The sequence below is a fragment of the Bradyrhizobium sp. Pha-3 genome (assembly GCF_042258615.1).
Taxonomy (GTDB): Bacteria; Pseudomonadota; Alphaproteobacteria; order Rhizobiales; family Xanthobacteraceae; genus Bradyrhizobium.
Genome location: NZ_CP170152.1, coordinates 7,262,393 through 7,280,536, shown reverse-complemented (window position 1 = coordinate 7,280,536; position 18,144 = coordinate 7,262,393). Strand labels below are relative to the sequence as shown.

The following is an 18,144-nucleotide window of genomic DNA, read 5'->3' as shown; positions in this document are numbered from 1 at the left end:
TCAGGCTATGTTTCCGTGTAGGAAGCTGCCTGCTCTAAGAGAGCCATAATGTGCATTGTCCCTCTCCAGGAGTGACACATCGCTCAAAAACTGACCGAATTTGCCCCAATCGTTCGTAGACCGATAGTGAGCAGGTAGGTCTTGTTCAGCACGGGCGGTGCCGAACCAACGGAGTAGTTGTAGGAGCTTACGAAGTTCGCCGCCAGCACGAAGCAATCGTCGACATAGCCGCCGCCGAGAACATATTGATTGATCTTGTTGGTCTGGAGATCCCAACGCGCCGAACCCGTCACCACCCAATTCGTGGCGACCTTCAGCGAACCGGAGGTCATGATACCCTCGCGGCGGGCCAGATAACCGAGTTCCGGCTGTGCGGCATAGTCGCCATACATCACGCTTGCAGACCAGCGCTCGAAGTTCGCGCTGGCCTGGGCCTCGAACCGGTTGATGTTCCAGGTCGCCTCGTCCATCCGCGAGCGCATGCTGAACGTATAGGTGTGGTTCGGCGAATAGGCGACGCTCGCGACATAGTCCGAGCGCGGGTTCTGCAGGCCGGAGTCGACACCGGTGTTGGTCATGTCGGTGACCGCGAACGAATTCAGCCCGAACATCTGGTAGGACTGTCCGAACATCGTCTTGACGCTGCCACCGCGATCGAACTGCGTGGTGGCCTGCACGCCGACATTGGCGCGGCTGCCGCCCTCGACGCGGTCGTAGCCGGAGAACTTGTCGACCGCGAACAGGTTGCTGGTGTCGAATACAAAGCTTTGTGCGTCCTCGTTCGGAAGCTTGCCGGCCTTGGGTTCGTCCGGCCGGATGATGACCTGCGCAATCGGCTCGACGGTCGTCGTGCCCCACGGCTGCACATTGATGAAGGGGTAACGGTATTCGAAGCCGACGGTCGGCATCACGCGGACCGTCTGGGTGTCGCCGACCGGCAGGAAGTTGGAAACGCCCGGCTGGTTCGAGACGTCGGTGTTGATGGCGTCGGCGCGGATGCTGGCGAACGGCGTCCAGATCTGGCCGAACGGGTCGGTGTAGGACTTGCGCCACTGCGCCTCGGCCGTCAGCCTGGTGTAGGTGCCCGGCATGCCGCGCAACAGGCACTGTGACGGCGTTCGCGCCATCGGATCGGCGGACGTGGTCAAGCACAGGCTGCTGGTATTGGCGGTCGTCGTGATCGGATCGAACACCGCGGTCTCGCGCCTCAGGTTGACGAAGTTCATCTTGTAGCTGAACTCTCCACCCAGGATCGGGCTGTTGATCACGTTGTTGTAGTCGATGACGGGCGCGACCACAGGAACCTGGTTCTGCTTGCCAGAGTAGCTCTTATAATGGATCGCGCGCGCGTCGAAGAAGCCGCGGTTGCCTACCTCGGTCAGATAAAGCTGCGAGATCGCCTCGGTGGGCAGCGACAGGAACGATCCGAACGGGTCCTTGTACTGGGCGAGCCGGTAGTCGGACATGAAATAGTAGTCGGACAGCAGCACGCCGTCCCAGCCCCACACCCATTTGTCGTTCAGCGCGAACTGACCCTTGGTCTCGATGCCGCCGCGGAACTGGCGGTCGCCGGGCTGGCCGGTAAAGGCGTCCTGATCGAGCTGGTCGATGCCGTAGAGCCGGATCTGATAGGAGCCGTCCGCCAAGCGCTGGCGGAATTCGCTCTGGAACAGCACGCCCTGCTTCGACGTGATGCGCGGATTGAAGGTGGCGTCCATGTCAGGCGCGATCGCCCAATAATAGGGGATTTCGACGCCGTAGCCGAACGCTGTGTACGAGGTGAAGCCCGGCATCAGGAAGCCGCTCTTGCGCTTCACGGTCGGATCGGGCGTCGAGAAAAAGGGCAGATACGCCATCGGAACGCCGAAGAACTCGATCTGGGCGTTCTCGAAATAGAGCATCTTCTCGGTCTGGTCATGGATGATGCGCGCGCCCTTGACCTGCCAGAGCGGCGGCTTCTTCGGGTCATCCTTACAGGGCGCGCAGGCGGTATAAACGCCGTTGTCGAACACCGTGTAATTGCCGCTGGACCGATCGGCGCGGGTCGCCGCCATCCGGGTCTGGTCTTCAGTATCGACGCGCAGCGAATCGACGAAACCGTCGCGGTAGTCGTCGCTGAGATCCATGATGTTGGCGTAGGTGATCCTGCCTTCCGCATCGGTCATGCGGACGTTGCCTTCGGCATGAAGACGCTTGGTCTTCTGGTCGTAGATGACCTTGTCGGCCTCCACGCTGGTGCCGTTATAGAACATCTGCACGTTGCCGACGGCCGAGATATGCTGGTTGTTGTAGTCGTAATCGACCTCGATCGCCTGAACGAGTATGTGGTTGTCGTCGATCACGTTTGGCCGGGTAGCTCGCGGTTGATGTTGATTGTAGATGAAACCTTGCGCCCATGCGGTCGCGGGCGCAATAACGCCGCAAGCGGTCGCAATAGCAACCGCGATGATAAGCATTAAGCCTCGGCGGCGAGCGATCGCGCATAGCCACTCCACGAGCTCAGCAAGGCATACCTGCCGACCGGGAGAAGCACCGCAACAATCCCAGCTAACGAGCGCGTCGTACGACCCACGCGACAGCCCCATCATAGCACTAATTTGAATCAATCGGACGAGGTCCCATCTGAACCGTTAAAGGGGCTGCGATCCGTCATCGACACAACGAAATGCCTCGCATCTGAAGCAATCGACGTGCCATTGCATCTCTGGTGACGTCGGCGAACCCTGCCGTCGTACCGTAGGGTCTGCGACATTGACGTCTCAGATCGGACGCCGATCGCCGCGACAACAACATGAATTGTCAATGGTGACGATTCTCGAAGCTCCAGTCCGCGAAATCACCGCTGCCACACCGCACTCTCGGCCGGCGTTAACGCCCGTAAGCGAGATGGATACAATGCGCGTTGCTTTGCGAGTGACCCGCCTCGTGAAAGCAACCGGCTAAGGCAGTCGCGCCGCGTCTGCCATACCAGAAGCTACTTCAGCATGCCGCTAGGTCGGGCCGGACGATCTTGCGCTCGTTGAGCACGTGTTCGCCCTCAGCGAACCTTCCTGAATTTCCGTCCGTCTTCTGGCCGGCTTTACTTCTGTGAAAAAGGCCAATTAGATGGGCGCGTTCTTAGCGGCCGAGAAAGCAATCAGTGGCCTTCAACTGCCGGTGCTGCGCCTGCGACGGGATCGATGCTGTTTCACTTTGGACGCCAGAACTTGCATCGCCCAATAGCAAGCATCACCCATGTCTTCGGTTGCAGAAGCTCCTCTGGAAACGGTGGTTCCAAGGCAGGCTGAACTCAATAAAGGTCAAGACCCGATCCATGAGCGGCTATCATTATTGGAGCGCCACCATCATTGTTCGCCAGCAGACAACGGCTCATGATACCATTCGTAGCCTTGGCGGCCCAGTCATCCGCAATGGATCGTTCGACGTTTACGCGAGGAAGTCCTGTGCCGGGATCGGCAGCCTCTTGGACGAAAGCGTCAGCCAGCGAATTCCGGAATCCGTCGATTGTTTCCGTGTCGGAGGGCGAGATCGCGCACGCCGCAGCTTTATTGTCTGCGTCCATATACACCTGAGGTCCAAAGGCATTGCGGCTGGCATTAAAGGCCATGATCAGGGTGTAGGTGATTTTGGTCCCGTTCGAGGATGTAAATGTATGGTTTCCGACGGAAGCGGGAGTGGCTATCAGGTCAAAATTTCCTAGCCCATCCGCAAAGAGTTTCGGACGCTGCTGCCCGAAAACTCCCGTTCCAGCAAATTCGGCAACTTGATCTTGCGCGCAGTGTTTTAGAATGTGACGAGTGCAGCTTGGTTGCTCATTGCTGCTCAGAGACTCCGGCCAATGACGAAGACACGAGAGTGCTGGAAAGCTGGCGGTAGCCAGCGGAGCATTGGCCCGATCGATACAGAAAAGGTCGACGACGGGGTTGGTCAGCACAGGACGTCGTTGCGAGTGCTTGAAATCCAAAATGTATAGCGCAAGGAACTTTGCTCGAGAACTTGTCGAACCACGGTCATTCGAGTCGGTGGCCGGCGCTCCAGGTATGCTGGCCACCAACATGGACGCGGCGGCGAGCAACTTCAATCCCGCGAGATACAGGTGCGGCAAACATTTGGATCGTGGAATCGGCCACCGCCGATGGTGACGAGGCGATCGCCGACGACTAATCGCTCCCCTCGCCAGTGGCTCAGATGTCACTACCCCAAAAACTGCCAAGGTCTTTGCTTCTCTCAAAAGCAAAACGACGTCGTACGTGAAACGTCACCACATCATCGCCCCGAAAGTCGGGTGACAATGCCCTGAACAAAAGCAAGTGCCGTGCCTCGTGCACAATGCAGATTTGCGAATCCTTCGTGGTATGTGCGTGCGTTCGAGACATCGATACTGTCTCGAACCTGACAAATTCGATGCTAGTAGTCGGAATACGGGCACCAGCAACATTGAAAGCTCGCTGTTGCCGGTTGACCCGCTTTTTGGGGGGGCGCGTATCCGTGCGAGGACTTCGGTGGTCATCCTTGAGCGGAGATCGGCCGATCTGGAGTTCGCCATCACGAACGATCCGCGTGAACCCGTTCCGCTCTAGGCCGAACAATCTATGACTGCGATTCTGAAAGATCGCGACTGCGCAGATTTGGAAGGGCAACGGTCAGCTGGCAGGATGAAATTTGGCTGGTCGCAACTGTGATCGAGGTAATTGGTCATTTTTGCGCGGGAGCGATTACTCTGTCATCGACCGCTCCATCAAGAGCGGCCAACGGATAAAGTGCGGCGAAGCCGATCGTTCGGCCGCCGGAGCGCCACACCGGCATTCGCTATTCGCTTCTCGTGCACGTCCCGATGTACCCGCTTCCTCGATAGAACGGTCGTTGCAGGGCAATTGCTGCGGCTCCCGCTGCGACAGGCTCCCATTTGTGTCACGCCGTCCAGATGGCCATCACGGATAAAAGGGGCTGGGCCGGCATATGGATTATATACGTTGATATAAATTGTGCCGGAGCGTCCGGCGTGTGATTGCGGGTTCGAGAAAGAGATTCAACCGATCGCCGCGCCCAAGGAACAAGAACCTGTGTCATCTGTAGAAGTACATCAGCACATCGTCTCACTTCTTCAGAAGCCGAATCCGGTCATCTTGGATATCGGCTGCAATGACGGAACCGATACGCAACAGTTTCTCACCCTGTGCCCACAAGCTCAGCTCTACTGCTTTGAGCCAGACCCTCGAGCGATCGCCCGCTTCAAGAAGAAGCTGGGCCCGTCCCTCGATAGGGTGAAGCTGCTCGAAATCGCGATCAGTGATCGAAACGGGGTGATCGACTTCCATCCAAGCAATGCAGATGGTGATGCGAAGGAATGGGACCTCTCCGGCTCGATACGCCGCCCGAAAAATCATCTTACCGAGTATGATTGGGTTCGGTTCGATCGCCCGTTCTCGGTAGAAACCCGACGGCTGGACGATTGGTGCAGCGAGGCCAATCTGAATACCGTCGATTTCATCTGGATGGATGTCCAAGGAGCGGAGGCCGATGTCATCGCCGGCGGCACGCAGACCGTGGGCAACACGCGCTTCATCTACACGGAATATAGCGACCGCGAGCTCTACGAAGGGCAGCTGTCCCTGCAGGCCATTCTCGACCTATTACCGTCATTCGAAGTGGCAGCCCATTATCCCCGCGACGTGGAAGGTGATGTACTGCTCAAGAATACGCGCTTCTAACGGCTGCCTATCCGGCGTCTCGTTGATTGCCGTAGGACTGGGCCACGGGGTCTATTATTGTGCGAGCCGGCAGGACCGGCGACTTCGCGGTCAGCAGCCCGAGCTCTTTCAGATTCTTGAACCAACACGACCAGCCGGCGCTCAAAGCGTTTAATGTTCTGAACGGCTGCTGAATGCTCTGGCCCTCTGGGAAGCTGGTGCACTGCTTCGAACAAATGCCAAAGCAACTGCATCAGTTCTCTTAATTCCTTCAGATGCGCCAGTTTCGTCACGCGCTTAACGTTTCTATTGTTGTCTCAGTTAAAGCGAACTGACGCATTAGCGTTCGGCCAGATTGAGATCGCCCGTGAGACGGGGTGCATGGAGAGCGTGGTCCCTCATTGGATGAGCTTGTCGCATGGTCCTCTCGTTGGGGTTGCTCATTGGCCTGCGACAAGATAGACGCCTCGCTGCCGTAGTTGATGCGCAGCCCGCGCCTTGGCTTCCTTCTTCGGCTTCTTCAAACCCTGATAAATGGGTCTGTATCTCTTCGTTACGTCGGTGGTGGCAAGCCTCATTCGAAGGTCATCTGCGTCATCGCGTGCGAATATGACTGCAGCAGCTCATGATCCCGCAGAACCATTCGGTCCGCCGGGCAGGGACGAATCCACCTATTGAGTGAAGACTTTGCAACGGCTGTGCCACACTAGCTCAATGCAAAAAATATGCATGCCAGGATGCTAGCTCGCAATATCTGGGTTGTTGTAAATTCAACATGCCAGTCGGCATCGTGCCTGTCACTGTCTGGAACAACACTCATTTGGCTTAGCCTTGCGATCATGGCCCTCATCTCTCACTGGCCGCCCGCAAGCAATTTCGCTGGCACCACGTTACTGCCGGGTTGACGGGGCATATGCTTCGATGGCGCGCGCCTCCCACACGACGCGCTCCCGGCATGTTGACGATCGGATGATCTCCTGAGAGTGCTCCTGCTTCTGAACGGGTGATTGCGATCGTATCGGGAGCCGGTGTTCGGCGCCAAGAAAGGCCAACTAACTGGCGCCCAGGCGGTCAATTGAGAGCCGCGGCGCGGACGAGCGCCGCTGATCAGGCGGCCTGCGCGGCCACTTCAGCGAGATAGTCGTCCATCGCGGTTTGCGCGATGGCGGTGCGGAGATAACAGAAGTTCACGCAAAGTCCGTCCTGCTAGCGACTGACCCATAGGTATATCTTGCAAGGATCAGAACGACGACCAATCAGGAATCTCGTCCGCCATTGCGGCCAGCAGTCCGGCCCGGGCACGGTTCGGTTGTCCATATAGGATACGATGAAGCGGTCGCGCAGCGCGGCGCCGAGCAGCTCCATCGCCTTTGAAATGGTACCTGAGCTGTCGTCTTGGCGCGTTTGGGTTCGAGCCGGGCAGCGCGCAGGATTTTCGGCAACGTATCGGCCACCCGGAAGCTGACCGGGCTCATCCCGACATACCATCCAACCGAACGCATCGACCGCAGATCGTATCGGGTGTGAAAAGGCGCCACGGTGTGGAATTGTCGTTGGTTCGCCAGTGTCTTTCCTGCCAGCGCCAGCGAAAATCCCCGTCGCCGCGTTTCCGCCGTGGGACCTGCACCCGCGATCGAATTCGGATGCCCCGGCCGCATCGAGCAGCCACATTCGTTCGGTGCGCTGTAGGGTTCCTTCCGGCGCACCGAGTGGTAGCGGAAAATCCGGCAATTGATCGTCGTTCGCTGCAATCAGGTCGCCCCAATGGCCAACTGCAGGATGGGCATCGGTCAGGTCGCTCAGTCGCTCTCGTTCGGACTCAGCGTGGTCCAGATAGCTGTGCACCGGTGCCAACCGAGGCGCCCCACCATGGATCGCGGCTGTGTACAGCTCGCGGATCTCATATGGAACCATGGCCATCGAGTAGGCATCGCTGACGGAGTGGTCGGAGGCGAGCAGGAGGCTCGTGGATGTTGGCCGGCTGATCGTCAAGAAGACATAAGCCGGCCAGCGCAGCGGGTTGGTCTCCGCGTCGAACAGGTCTTCCAGCAGCTGGGCAATTTCGTCGGGACCTGCGCAGTCACCACCACGGTTTGCTCTAGCGCGGCCGCGCCGGGATCAATCGTGGCGCGATGAAGGGCTGATCCATTCTTGGCCAAGCGGCTGCGTAATGGCAACTCGAACGCGGCGCCGAGCCAGCCTGGCCCACCGTCCGCAGAGCGAAGATGTTCCTCCTGAACATGGGACGCACGGCGCGGGTCGCGCCGCCAGCTGACAGGGTCGGGAACTGTGACTCGCCACACCACCAGCCGAACCGGCTGCCGATCAATATCGCCAAATTCTTTGATGTCCATGCGCAGGTCCGTCGCGATGGTCACGGCAGGCTGCGCGTGTGGCGCAACGGCGACAGCCAAATCCAAATGATCGAGGCGGTACCAAGCACGCTGCTCGCGAGCAACGTGGCGCGCAGGCCTGTCGCACCAGCGGCCGCGCCGCCGGCCAGCGCACCCAATGAACCCAGTCCCCACACTACGCCGCGAATGCTCGCATTGACCCGGCCCTGCAAGCGCTGCGGGACCAACGCATATCGAATGGGAACCTGCTGCACGTTGTAGATCCCTTGGCCGATCCACAGAATGAATTGGGAGAGCGCCACGCATGCCACCGCGGCCCAGAAGGGTTGGATGAGCAGGGCCGCCAAGCTCATGCCCGCGGCGCTCACCGCCAAACCGATCATCAAGACCGGGCCGAGTCCGATTGCCCGGCCCGCCCACGGTGAGCTGGCGGCGCCGACCACACCGCCAAGTGCGCCGATGCCAAGCACCATGCCGATGATCCGGCTGTCGAACCCGAGGTCTTTGGTCAGATGCAGCAGAAAAGCCGCAGAATACGCGTTGTGCCAAAAGATGAATGTGCCGCTGGCCAACGTGACGGCCCTCAATACCGGATTGCCAAACACGCCCGCCAGCCCCTCGGCCACTTGGCCGAGCACCGCGCTGGACGCGGCTGCCGAGCAGCCGGCGGCACGCATCGGCACCAGCGAAAGCAACGCGGCGGCAACCAGGAACGAGACCGAGTCCGCCAGGATCGCGGTCGGGGCGGAGAGTGCGTTGACGAGCCAACCGGCGAGGAACGGACCCACAGCCATCGCGCTCGCCTGGCTAAGCTCCAGTGAACTCTGCGCCCGAACCAGCTGAGAGCGGTCTACGACCGTGGGTATGCACGCCAGATAAGCCACGTCCGCGATCACCGCGGCAACCCCAACCAGTATGCTTGTCGTATAAAGCTGAACCATTCCAAGATGTCCAAGGCTGGCGAACAACGGAATCGTGGCCAGCATTGCCGCCATCACCACGTTGGCGGTCAAAAGGATGCGCCGGTGCGGGAGGCGGTCCACGATGACTCCGGCGAACAGGCTCACAACCAGGCACGGCGCTCGACCGCAGGCCAGCAGCAGCCCCGTCTGCGCCGGTCCCGCGTCCAGCAAGGTAATTGCGGTCAGCGGCAGCGCCAGCATGGTTACGTTGGAGCCCAGCAGCGAAATGGTCTGGCCGACGAGCAGTGCAAGGTAGCTGCGTGGCAGTCCGCGAGGCGCGGCGGAACGGGGCCGGTGCCTCACGCGTCGCCAGACAGGCTTGGGGCCGAAAGATACCCTAGTCGGGCCAGCTCGCTTTCGGCGATCTGCTCGAACTCGGCAATCTGGGTTCGCGTCAGATCTTGGACGTGACGACCGATCCGACCTTGGTGCAGCGGCTTTCCTGCAGCCTCCGCCGCCGGATGACCGTGCGGTTGTTCGAACAATGCGTGCTCGTATTCGGCGTGACGCAGCACGGCCTCGTCCCAGGGCAAGCCGAGATGGGCGAGGATTCGAGTCAGAGTGGGGCGGGGGCTGTTTACAAGATCCTCGTAACGCACCTCGAGATAACGCCCGGGTGGCGCGATCCGATGCGGCTGGGACACCACGTCAAGCCAGCCGTGCGCGGCGTCAGCAACAGTTCGGTACCCCCAATCGGGAACGGTTTTCAGATGCGAGGCGGCAACGTCGCGACCGTCCCGCACGATATGCACGAAATGTGCACGCGGCCACAGCCGGGCGAAGTCGTCGATCTTGGTGATCTTACGTTGCAGTTTCAATCCCCAGCGCCGGGCTTCGCTGCGCGCTCTGCGCAACTCACCGATCTCGTTGATGAGCCGGCATCGGTCGGCGAACGAAACAATGTCATTGCCCGCCTCGACCACGACCTTGCTGACCAGCTCGCGCGTGTCATCAAAGTCGAGACCGAACCGGCGGCACTGCACCACAAAATGCACCCCGTCATACCAGAACGGATCAATCGTGTTTTTGGTCGTGCCCGTGACTCGGGAATCGCCGGCCGCAAGCAGGTCGATCGCGCGCAGTATGTGTGGTCCTAGATTGGGCGGTTCGAGGAAGTCGATCTCCGGCCCGACTACCAGATCCAGATGCGAGTCCAGTACGATGCTCAGCAAGGTAGTGCCCGAGCGGTTCTCACCACCGAGCAGCACTGGCGATGTGGAAAATGGATCGGGCTGCGGCATGGCCATGTTCTCTGTTCGAGGTGCTGCTCATCAGTGGACGGGTGCGGTGAACCAGCGCCGAACCGCCCCCGGGGTCGCCACAAAACGATCTCTGGCGAACCGTACGGCGGCCGCCACTGGATCCGGGTCGCCACCGGAGCTCTCCATGCGGGACAGCGACGCCGGCAGCGCCTCTCCAGCAGCTTCGACAGCCGCCTGCACGTCGGCGTCGGACACCGCCGCCGATGGCATGAAGCGCCCGCCGTACTGCATGAGGAAGCCCCGCGCCCACATCTCCTGGAAGAAGTCGTGACCAAGTTCGGCGTCGGCAAACACGACGTCGAACATGGTGGGCCAGGCGAACGCCCATGCCGCGACCTGCTGTCTGGCGAATACCTCGTTGAGCCCCTTGATCAGTTGCTCGCCAACCTCGCGCATCCGGGCCAGCATGGTCCCGTCGCGCAGCGCGTGCAGGGTGCTCAGTGCGGCTGCGAACGGGGTGACCTCGCGCTGGTAGGTGTTGCCCATGTATGTCTTCTCGCCGGCGGCGAGTACGTCTGCCCGCCCCGCCACTGCGGATAGCGCCATTCCGTTCGCCAGTCCTTTGCTCAGTGTGATCAGATCTGGAGTGAGGCCGACCGCCATGTGGTAGCCGCCAAAGGCGTAGCGGAATCCGGTCATCACCTCGTCAAGAATGAGCAGGGCGCCGTGCCGATGCACCAGCCTCTGCAGTTCCTGATGGTACTCGGGCGGGAAGAAGTTAACCTCGGGGGTAACGATCACCGCGGCGACGCGCTGGACACTTGCCAGTTCGTCGAGCAAGTCCAGGTTGTAACGGAAATCCACGCTGTCCCCGTCGCGATTGGGCAGCCCCATCTCCGGCCGGTCCTGCAACTGCCAGTCGTGCCAGCCATGATATCCGCTGGTAAGCACATGGTTCAGGCCCGTGAACGCGCGGGCGAGGCGGACGGCGGCGGTGGTCGCGCACGATCCGGTGCGGAAGAACATTGAGCGTTCCGCGACGGGGAAAATCTCCGCCAGCCGTTCGGCCAGTTCGACCCGGTGCAGCGACAGCGGCCCGGGCAAGATGCCACCGGTACGGCGCATCTCGGCGGCTGCATGCGCCATGACCGGCTCATATCCGGCTCCGAGCGGCGCGGCCCCGCTACACGAAGTGAAATCGACGTATTGCTTTCCGTTGATGTCCCATGCATGCGCGCCTGAAGCGCGCGTCATCACGACCGGAAAACGCCTGTTGAGATCCCATTTCTCCGAGGCGGTGACACGCAGGGCGCGGCGTAGTGCGGATCTGTGCCCGTCGGTGGCGCCCGCGGTGACAGTAGGCTTGGTGATGGACATGAGCCGTCTCCGTTTGATGATCATGCCCTTAGGTCAGCTGCGTGACTATTCTTCGAGCGATCCGCAGCGCGTTCGCCTGGATGGTGAAGGTCGGATTGACGCCTCCGGAATAGGGGAAGAAGCCGCCGTCCGCGACATAGAGATTGTCAACGTCATGCACCCGGCCCCAGCGGTCGACCACGGATTGTGTCGGATCGATCCCGGCCCGACAGCCACCATGCAGATGCCCACTGCCAAACTGATAATTGGAATCCTGATAATCGACTTGTTCCACACCAGCCTCGGCCAGCAGGTTTGACGCGCATCGGGACAAATAGCCCAACCGGCGTTTGTCCAGCGGGTGGGTCCAGTAGTCGAGAATGATCTTCGGCAAACCCAGCCCGTCCCGACTGTTGGCCAGTCGGACCGCATTGCTGCGCATGGGCTGGTCGGCCGCCAGGAAATGCAGCCGTAGCTTTATCTTTCCGTCTTGGTCCGTGGGCTCAGCCCGACTTGCTTCGTAGATCGTTCCGCCGAGCCCCGAAGGAGCCTCGTCGTCCAGGTAGTGATCGGAGATCGCGACGGTGGAGAAGGGGCTGCCGGCCGGGTGCGCGGCCGGCGGATCGATCGTGGTGCAACCGGACACGTAGCCGCTGATCTTAAACGAGATGCCACTGCCGACCATGCCGGAGGCGTTGCCGATGCCGTTGGGCGCTGCTCGCTGCGCCGACCGTAGCAGTAGGGCGGCAGATTGCACTGCGTTGCCGGCGAGTACCACGCAGCGGGCGCGGACCCGAGCGCGTTGTTGGTTGAGAGTGTCCAGCCATTCCACCGAGTCCGCACGGCTGACGTTGCCCAGATCGATGCGGACGGCCTTGCTGCCAAGCGCAACCGTGAGCGCGCCGGGTGACAGGGAGGTATCGGTAAACGGCGAGCGTGCGTCGGCCCTCGCGCCGGTTGGACACAGATGTTCGTTGCACGGTCCGTCGCAGTGACAGGCTGGCCGGCCGCGATATGGCACCGAGTTGATTGCCAACGGGGTGGGGAACGGTAGCTGGCCTAGGCGTCCGCCCGCATCGGCAATCAACCGGCCCTGCGCGCTGTACTGATGCGGGGGCTGAACGGGCGGATCGCTTGGCGGCTCGAGCGGGTCCGCCCCGGCTAGACGGGCCACCCCCATGCGCCGTTCCAGCTCCTCATAGAACGGGCGTAGTTCGGCGTAGCTGATCGGCCAGGTCGGGTCGAGCGCGTCCCCGGCCACATGTGCTCGCGCGTCAAAATCAATAGTGCGATATCGGAAGGCTATTCCGGCATACAAGGTCATTCCGCCGCCGAGCGCGCAGACGGTCCACGGACGTCCGAACGGCGTCATCGTACCTGCCGCAGTCCGCACCAAGGCGGTATCCATGCCATTCTGGACGCTCGCCAACGAGGCGTCGGGAGGAAGCGCCCGACCTTGTTCGAGAAGGAGCACTCGCAATCCGTGTTGGGCGATCTCGTAGGCTACTGTCGAGCCGCTGGCACCACTCCCGATTACGCATACATCAACAATATCGGCCGTCATATCCCACCCTCCGGCAACGAACATCGATGGTGCGCAATCGCGTCCTATTCATTAATGACCAGCTGCCGTGAGACAATTGCCATATCCAGCGCTGAGCGCGCGGCAGGTCTATGCGAGAGCCCCGGATTACCCGGTATGGCCTCGCTGTTTGCCAAGGATCATCGCGAGCTACCGTGAGATCGTACAATGTGACGTTACGTGCGATTCAAGCCCTTCATGGCGGCAATCGCATGAATATGACCAAGCCGCTTTCCGGAGGCGGTAGGACTCTCGAAAAGATTTGTGAGTTTCAGTCCGTTGTCCAATCCACCCGCCTGTGTTTTTGAACGATCGAACGGGCGCTCGCCGATACTCCTCGAATCCGGTTGCGTCGGGGGGCATGCGGGGGGCGTTTTTGAGGTCCCGATCTCGCTGGCAACGGGTTGGTCGGTGCAAACAACACTCGTGCCTGTACAATCGTTGGTCGCGAGAAGGCAAGGCGATCCCGTGGTGACGAGCCGCCAGTACAGGGTTTGTCTTGCTAACTCTTCACAATCATCAGACGCGGGCTAGAACACCAAGCTGCCCTTCATTGTCGATAAAAAAACGCCCGGCCTCATTTCGAGGGCCGGGCGGAAGTCAGTCTTGGGGGAGCGAGGCCGTTAAGCATCCCGCCAACTGCCGTCGACAGAGGGAGGCCTGCCGACGGTTATTTGCGGCGAAATATTCACCGCAAATTCTAATTACGAAACGATCGATGTCGGACAAACCTGGCGTCGCCTCCTTTGTTACCAAGACGATTTTTCACGCTGCGGCCCGACACGGGCGTCAACGTGTCGACCGCAAAGCACAGCAAGGCGGCATCCCATGTGGACATCCGCCAGTGAGGGGCCGGGAAGAACCACCTTGTTCGGAGGCAAACACTCGGAGTCCGTTCGCGCGATCTCGTAGGCGATGATCGGGGCACCGGCATCGCCCTCTGCTGTACAGACATCGACCGCATTGGCATCATTGTCTCACCACTGGCAGCAAGCTGTGGCCCCCGTCGACTTGTCGGGGATCCGCGTGACCTACGATGAGATCGTACAACGTGACGCCACGTACGATTCAAGGCCTTTGAGTTGCCCCCGCACGAAATTTCAAACTCCCGCCCCCGACACGCAGCTAAGTCATCGGCGGGCGTGGGGCGCATGTCGCGTTCCGTCCATGGATGGACTCGTAGCGCGTGACTGCTTGCGGAACATTGCGCGCCATATTTTTTGGTTGGAGGCTCTGCCGCAGAAGCATTTGCGGCGAACAGGGACGCGGGCACGCCGCATCATTTGAAGGGCGCGAAAACCTCTTGGTGGTGCACATCTGCGAAAAGGCGCGGGGCGCGCTGCCGGCGCGCTCTCACGACCACGCGTGTGTTGCACGATTTCTTGGTCAATCGGTGCCGTCCATTCGTCTTCGCCGCCACACCCGCTCCGTTGATGGCATCGCCGCGCGGGAGCGGGACAGGTGTTTGTTCGCGAGGCGAAGTTGGCATGGCACGTGCCGACCACGAAGGCCATCAAGGAGATTCCGTGTGACTATCCGTGGGGGGCTTGAAGAGCCAAAGCGCGAACTCGCGTCCGTGACACAAGCAAGGTTTGGTGCGAGACGCTCCGATCTGTAGCCAGAACGACACACCAGGCGGAGGCGACGACATAATTTGCTCGTTACGTACAGTGTTTGCTGGTGAAAAAATGCCGATTTGCCATTACTATCCTGAACAGGGAGGAGCTCGAGCCGTCGTTCGCGCTCACCTGGTTCGGATAGAGGCTCAGCATGAATCATGCGGCTGGGAACCACTATGAAGTACCGGTAATGACAGATGAACAGCGCGAATTGGCGCAGTGCAGGCAAGAAATAGTGCGTCTCAAACGGCTGGTTGCGCAGCTTTCGGCGCTCGTCTTGCGCAATGTCGCGGAAAATGCCGAGAGCCGAAAGCCGCAATGCAGGTGAGGCGGCTCAGCCGCGTACCGAAAGATGAATCGACAGAAGACGGGCGTTAGACCATTGCCGTTGTGATCCGCAGCGCGGCGCCCCGGGGGGGGAGGGGAGCGGCCCCGCCCTTCTATAGGGGCGGGGCCGCGGCATTTCCGGGCGAACTCTTCCTGGGTCGATAGGCAAAAGCGATGCGTGTCGCGCGCCGCGAAGGCCGAAAACTCAGCCACTAGCGGTCGCATGTGGGACTGCGGTCCCTCGAACAGGCCGATTCATTCAGCCGACTGTTCAAACATCTGCATCAGGCCAGTCTAACAATCTCCGACTGCCCGCGTTGGGGCCAAGTGTTGTGCATGGATCGGGAGGAGAGATCCGACCATCCGCGCATGTACGCGATGCTCGCTTTAGACCGATGGCGGTCTGCGGATGCCAAGCTCCTCAATGGCGAGCCTTGATATCTCCGTTGGATCGCCACCCCCGCTTGCGCCGATCTCGATAATCTTCCTTGCGACGATTTCCGCGATAGGGTCGTCACGATCGATCAGGTAAAGCGAGCGCAGGGTCCGTGTATAGGCCGACCTCAGACGTTCAATTTCTTCAGGCCGTAGCTTGCTGCCTTGGAGCAACCGATCGATCGGCATTGATCGCTGCCTACCTCCCCGGGAACACGCCCCTTTTGACGGGGCGGACTAAGATGCGTCAGAAGGCGCTCGGGTTAGTCTCGCTATAGCCGCCCGTGGCGTCCCACTTATAAACGACATAGTCGATCTGCTTGATGTCACCCTTGGCATCGTAATCCAGTTTGCCGATCACCGTGTCCCAAGAGCCCGCTTTGATCGTGTCCATCACCTTCTTTGGATCGGTGGTGCCGACTTTGGTTGCGGCTTGCATCCAGACCTGCACCGCAGCGTAGGTGTATAGCGTGTAGCCTTCGGGATCGATATTCCTGGCCCTGAATTTATCGACGATCGCAGCCGCCGTCGGTTTCCTGCGTGGGTCGGGCCCGAAGGTGAAGAGCGTACCTGCTCCAGCCGCGCCGGTGATCGAGGCATATTCCTTGTCAGCCAACGCGTCACCCGACATCAGTACGGTCTTCAGGCCCTGATCGCGCATCTGGCGCAGGATAAGCCCCGCTTCCTGGTGGTAGCCGCCGACATAGACGAGGTCGATATTGTCGCGCTTCAAGCGTGAGACAATCGCATTGAAATCCTTGTCGCCCTTGTTATAGGACTCGTTCATCTTCTCGATGACGCCAGCCTTATTGAGGGCCTTCTTCGTCTCGTCGGCAAGCCCCTTACCATAAGTGGTCTTGTCATTGAGAATGGCGATCTTCTTGCCGTTGAAGTACTTCGTGATGTACCGGGCAGCCACCTGGCCCTGCTGGTCGTCGCGGCCGCAGACGCGTGCCACGTTCCATAGTTTGCGCTCGGTGAATAGTGGGTTTGTGGAAGCCGGAGTGATCTGCAGCACGCCGCCGTCGGCATAGGCTTCCGATGCCGGGATCGATGACGACGAGCAAAAGTGCCCAGCCACGAATGGGATCTTGGCGGCGGCCACCTTTTCCGCTACCGATCGCGCCTGCTTGGGATCACAGGCATCGTCCTCGACGTCGAGGGCGAGCTTCTTGCCAAGCACGCCACCGGAAGCGTTGATTTGCTCAACCGCCATCTCGGCGCCGTTCTTCATCTGCCGCCCGAAGGCGGACTCACCTCCAGTTATCGGTCCGGCGACGGCGATGGTGATATCCTCCGCCAATGCCGTGCCGGACAGCATCGATGCTCCAAGTGCAAAGCCGATCAGCTTGAACGATTTCATGGGATGATCCTCACAGGGTGAACGCAGCGGCGAGCAAGCTCGAGCAGAGCAAAACGAGCCCGGCAGCGGTCAGTGCCAGAAAGCAGCCGGAGATAAAGTCATGGTCGCGCATCAAATCCCCTTCGAATGCACTTCCATAAGCGAGCAGGAGCCGCTGCACTTGGTGAGAAATGGTCCGCGCCGCCTAAACACAGAACGGTTCGCAGAGCTATCGGCAGGCAGCTCATACCCGAAAACGGTGCATGGATATTTGCCGATGTCCTTCCAGCAGAGCGACGAGCCAAGGCGTCATGCGCAAAGCGAGAGCTGTATGAACGAGTAACGGTAACGTACAACGCGTTCGTCCCGTCTCATGTTCGTGGCACATGACCAATCTTATCCCGGGCCGCCAGGTCAACGCACAGCGTTATCTTGGATAGAGACTAGCTGAATCAGGCGTTTATGAAAGAAATAGCTCAGTCCGTAGCGTACAGAGCTCGCCGCAGCGACGCCCGCGCCTGGATACCAAATGCAAACAACAGTTGGCCCAAAGGACCAGCCGTCAATTCCGACGCAGCTGCCATCGATCGATTGGTTGGCATCTGCGGCCGATCGAACACGATGAGTGCGAGTGACATTGGAGGCGATGTTGGACCATCCGAAGAGGATCAGCCCGTCTGCGACGTGTGGGGGAGGCTTGCAGTTGCAAGCATGCAGGATCCACGCTTGCGTGGCCCATTTGCAATCAGCCTCAGATCATCGGCGGTGACTTGCTTACTACGCCACCCCGCGCGCTTCAGCTAGCGCCAACATTAAGAGGCGGAAGTGTTCGCGGAGAGACACGGCATATCGAGTTGTTCGCAGTGCCAATGGCATGTCGGACCGCTGGAACACACGCTGATCAACTAAGTCAATCCCGTCGATCATACCAACAAGCAGCGACAGATGGAGACCTGTCGAACCCGAGTCCACCAGCTGGGCGGATGTCATGGTCACGATCTCAACCGGACTGCGCTAGCCGAAGTGTCGCGCCGCTTCGACGTTTGATGATGCGTTTCGCCCGCGAGCGAGAGGAGAAGCGGTATCGCCATTGGGCCCCAGCTGGCGTCAGGGAGAAGCCAAAACAAGGCGCTGAACGTATGGGCTGCTATGCTGTCAAATCCACAATCATTTCGATTTGGATATGCCGTTGGGGCCTCTTCCTTTGGTGTCGCGGCGCGGAAGGTCGGAACGTTGGCGTTGGACGTCGCAAGCTCCCGCCTTGGCCGCGCTCCC

The 18,144-nt window shown here is 60.1% G+C and carries 11 protein-coding genes and 1 pseudogene; 2 read left to right on the top strand and 10 right to left on the bottom strand.

Features of this window, described 5'->3' with window-relative positions; all coding sequences use genetic code 11:
* Positions 1 to 83: 83 nt before the first annotated feature.
* Both ACE10Z_RS34170 and ACE10Z_RS34165 read right to left on the bottom strand, forming a co-directional pair.
* The gene (locus tag ACE10Z_RS34170) at positions 84 to 2,456 is read right to left on the bottom strand and encodes an LPS-assembly protein LptD (protein WP_375784722.1); all 2,373 of its coding nucleotides are present in this window, start codon (positions 2,454 to 2,456) and stop codon (positions 84 to 86) included.
* An 833-nt stretch (positions 2,457 to 3,289) separates the two neighbouring features.
* Complete coding sequence (locus tag ACE10Z_RS34165; protein ID WP_375784721.1) at positions 3,290 to 4,105, bottom strand: hypothetical protein; 816 nt, start codon at positions 4,103 to 4,105, stop codon at positions 3,290 to 3,292.
* Positions 4,106 to 5,063: 958 nt separating this feature from the next.
* On the opposite strand from ACE10Z_RS34165, the gene ACE10Z_RS34160 reads away from it, so the two are divergent.
* Positions 5,064 to 5,711 carry an FkbM family methyltransferase gene (locus tag ACE10Z_RS34160; protein WP_375789985.1) on the top strand — a complete coding sequence of 216 codons (648 nt, stop codon included), beginning with the start codon at positions 5,064 to 5,066 and terminating at the stop codon, positions 5,709 to 5,711.
* 1,185 nt (positions 5,712 to 6,896) lie between these two features.
* Here the strand turns inward: ACE10Z_RS34160 and ACE10Z_RS34155 are convergent.
* The 6 genes from ACE10Z_RS34155 to ACE10Z_RS34130 all read right to left on the bottom strand — a co-directional run bounded on the left by ACE10Z_RS34155 (position 6,897) and on the right by ACE10Z_RS34130 (position 13,128).
* Positions 6,897 to 7,682, bottom strand: a complete 786-nt coding sequence (locus ACE10Z_RS34155) for a hypothetical protein (RefSeq protein ID WP_375784720.1) — start codon at positions 7,680 to 7,682, stop codon at positions 6,897 to 6,899.
* Positions 7,679 to 8,068 (bottom strand): hypothetical protein, encoded by a 390-nt coding sequence (locus ACE10Z_RS34150; protein WP_375784719.1) that lies wholly within the window; start codon positions 8,066 to 8,068, stop codon positions 7,679 to 7,681. Before ACE10Z_RS34150 ends, ACE10Z_RS34155 begins: the two co-directional genes overlap by 4 nt.
* Positions 8,065 to 9,207 (bottom strand): MFS transporter, encoded by a 1,143-nt coding sequence (locus tag ACE10Z_RS34145; RefSeq protein ID WP_375784718.1) that lies wholly within the window; start codon positions 9,205 to 9,207, stop codon positions 8,065 to 8,067. Before ACE10Z_RS34145 ends, ACE10Z_RS34150 begins: the two co-directional genes overlap by 4 nt.
* Positions 9,208 to 9,305: 98 nt before the next feature.
* Positions 9,306 to 10,253 carry a sulfotransferase gene (locus ACE10Z_RS34140; RefSeq protein WP_375784717.1) on the bottom strand — a complete coding sequence of 316 codons (948 nt, stop codon included), beginning with the start codon at positions 10,251 to 10,253 and terminating at the stop codon, positions 9,306 to 9,308.
* 24 nt (positions 10,254 to 10,277) lie between these two features.
* Positions 10,278 to 11,585, bottom strand: a complete 1,308-nt coding sequence (locus tag ACE10Z_RS34135) for an aminotransferase class III-fold pyridoxal phosphate-dependent enzyme (RefSeq protein ID WP_375784716.1) — start codon at positions 11,583 to 11,585, stop codon at positions 10,278 to 10,280.
* Positions 11,586 to 11,613: 28 nt separating this feature from the next.
* Positions 11,614 to 13,128 carry an FAD-dependent oxidoreductase gene (locus tag ACE10Z_RS34130; protein ID WP_375784715.1) on the bottom strand — a complete coding sequence of 505 codons (1,515 nt, stop codon included), beginning with the start codon at positions 13,126 to 13,128 and terminating at the stop codon, positions 11,614 to 11,616.
* A 1,264-nt stretch (positions 13,129 to 14,392) separates the two neighbouring features.
* On the opposite strand from ACE10Z_RS34130, the pseudogene ACE10Z_RS34125 reads away from it, so the two are divergent.
* Positions 14,393 to 14,585 (top strand): annotated as a pseudogene (locus ACE10Z_RS34125) (8-amino-7-oxononanoate synthase); the annotation flags it as partial.
* Positions 14,586 to 15,479: 894 nt separating this feature from the next.
* On the opposite strand, the gene ACE10Z_RS34120 reads toward ACE10Z_RS34125, so the two are convergent.
* Both ACE10Z_RS34120 and ACE10Z_RS34115 read right to left on the bottom strand, forming a co-directional pair.
* Positions 15,480 to 15,716: a hypothetical protein gene (locus ACE10Z_RS34120; RefSeq protein WP_375784714.1), complete on the bottom strand. Its 237-nt coding sequence runs from the start codon at positions 15,714 to 15,716 to the stop codon at positions 15,480 to 15,482.
* Between the two features lie 58 nt (positions 15,717 to 15,774).
* A complete protein-coding gene (locus ACE10Z_RS34115; protein WP_375784713.1) occupies positions 15,775 to 16,890 on the bottom strand; it encodes a branched-chain amino acid ABC transporter substrate-binding protein in 1,116 nt (371 codons plus the stop codon).
* Positions 16,891 to 18,144: the final 1,254 nt, after the last annotated feature.

Bases quoted from the DNA above. Each gene is read 5' to 3' on its own strand.
- ACE10Z_RS34140 (WP_375784717.1), bottom strand. From the start codon at position 10,253: ATGGCCATGCCGCAGCCCGATCCATTTTCCACATCGCCAGTGCTGCTC.
- ACE10Z_RS34115 (WP_375784713.1), bottom strand. From the start codon at position 16,890: ATGAAATCGTTCAAGCTGATCGGCTTTGCACTTGGAGCATCGATGCTG.
- ACE10Z_RS34170 (WP_375784722.1), bottom strand. From the start codon at position 2,456: ATGCTTATCATCGCGGTTGCTATTGCGACCGCTTGCGGCGTTATTGCG.
- ACE10Z_RS34120 (WP_375784714.1), bottom strand. From the start codon at position 15,716: ATGCCGATCGATCGGTTGCTCCAAGGCAGCAAGCTACGGCCTGAAGAA.
- ACE10Z_RS34130 (WP_375784715.1), bottom strand. From the start codon at position 13,128: ATGACGGCCGATATTGTTGATGTATGCGTAATCGGGAGTGGTGCCAGC.
- ACE10Z_RS34145 (WP_375784718.1), bottom strand. From the start codon at position 9,207: ATGCTGGCGCTGCCGCTGACCGCAATTACCTTGCTGGACGCGGGACCG.
- ACE10Z_RS34135 (WP_375784716.1), bottom strand. From the start codon at position 11,585: ATGTCCATCACCAAGCCTACTGTCACCGCGGGCGCCACCGACGGGCAC.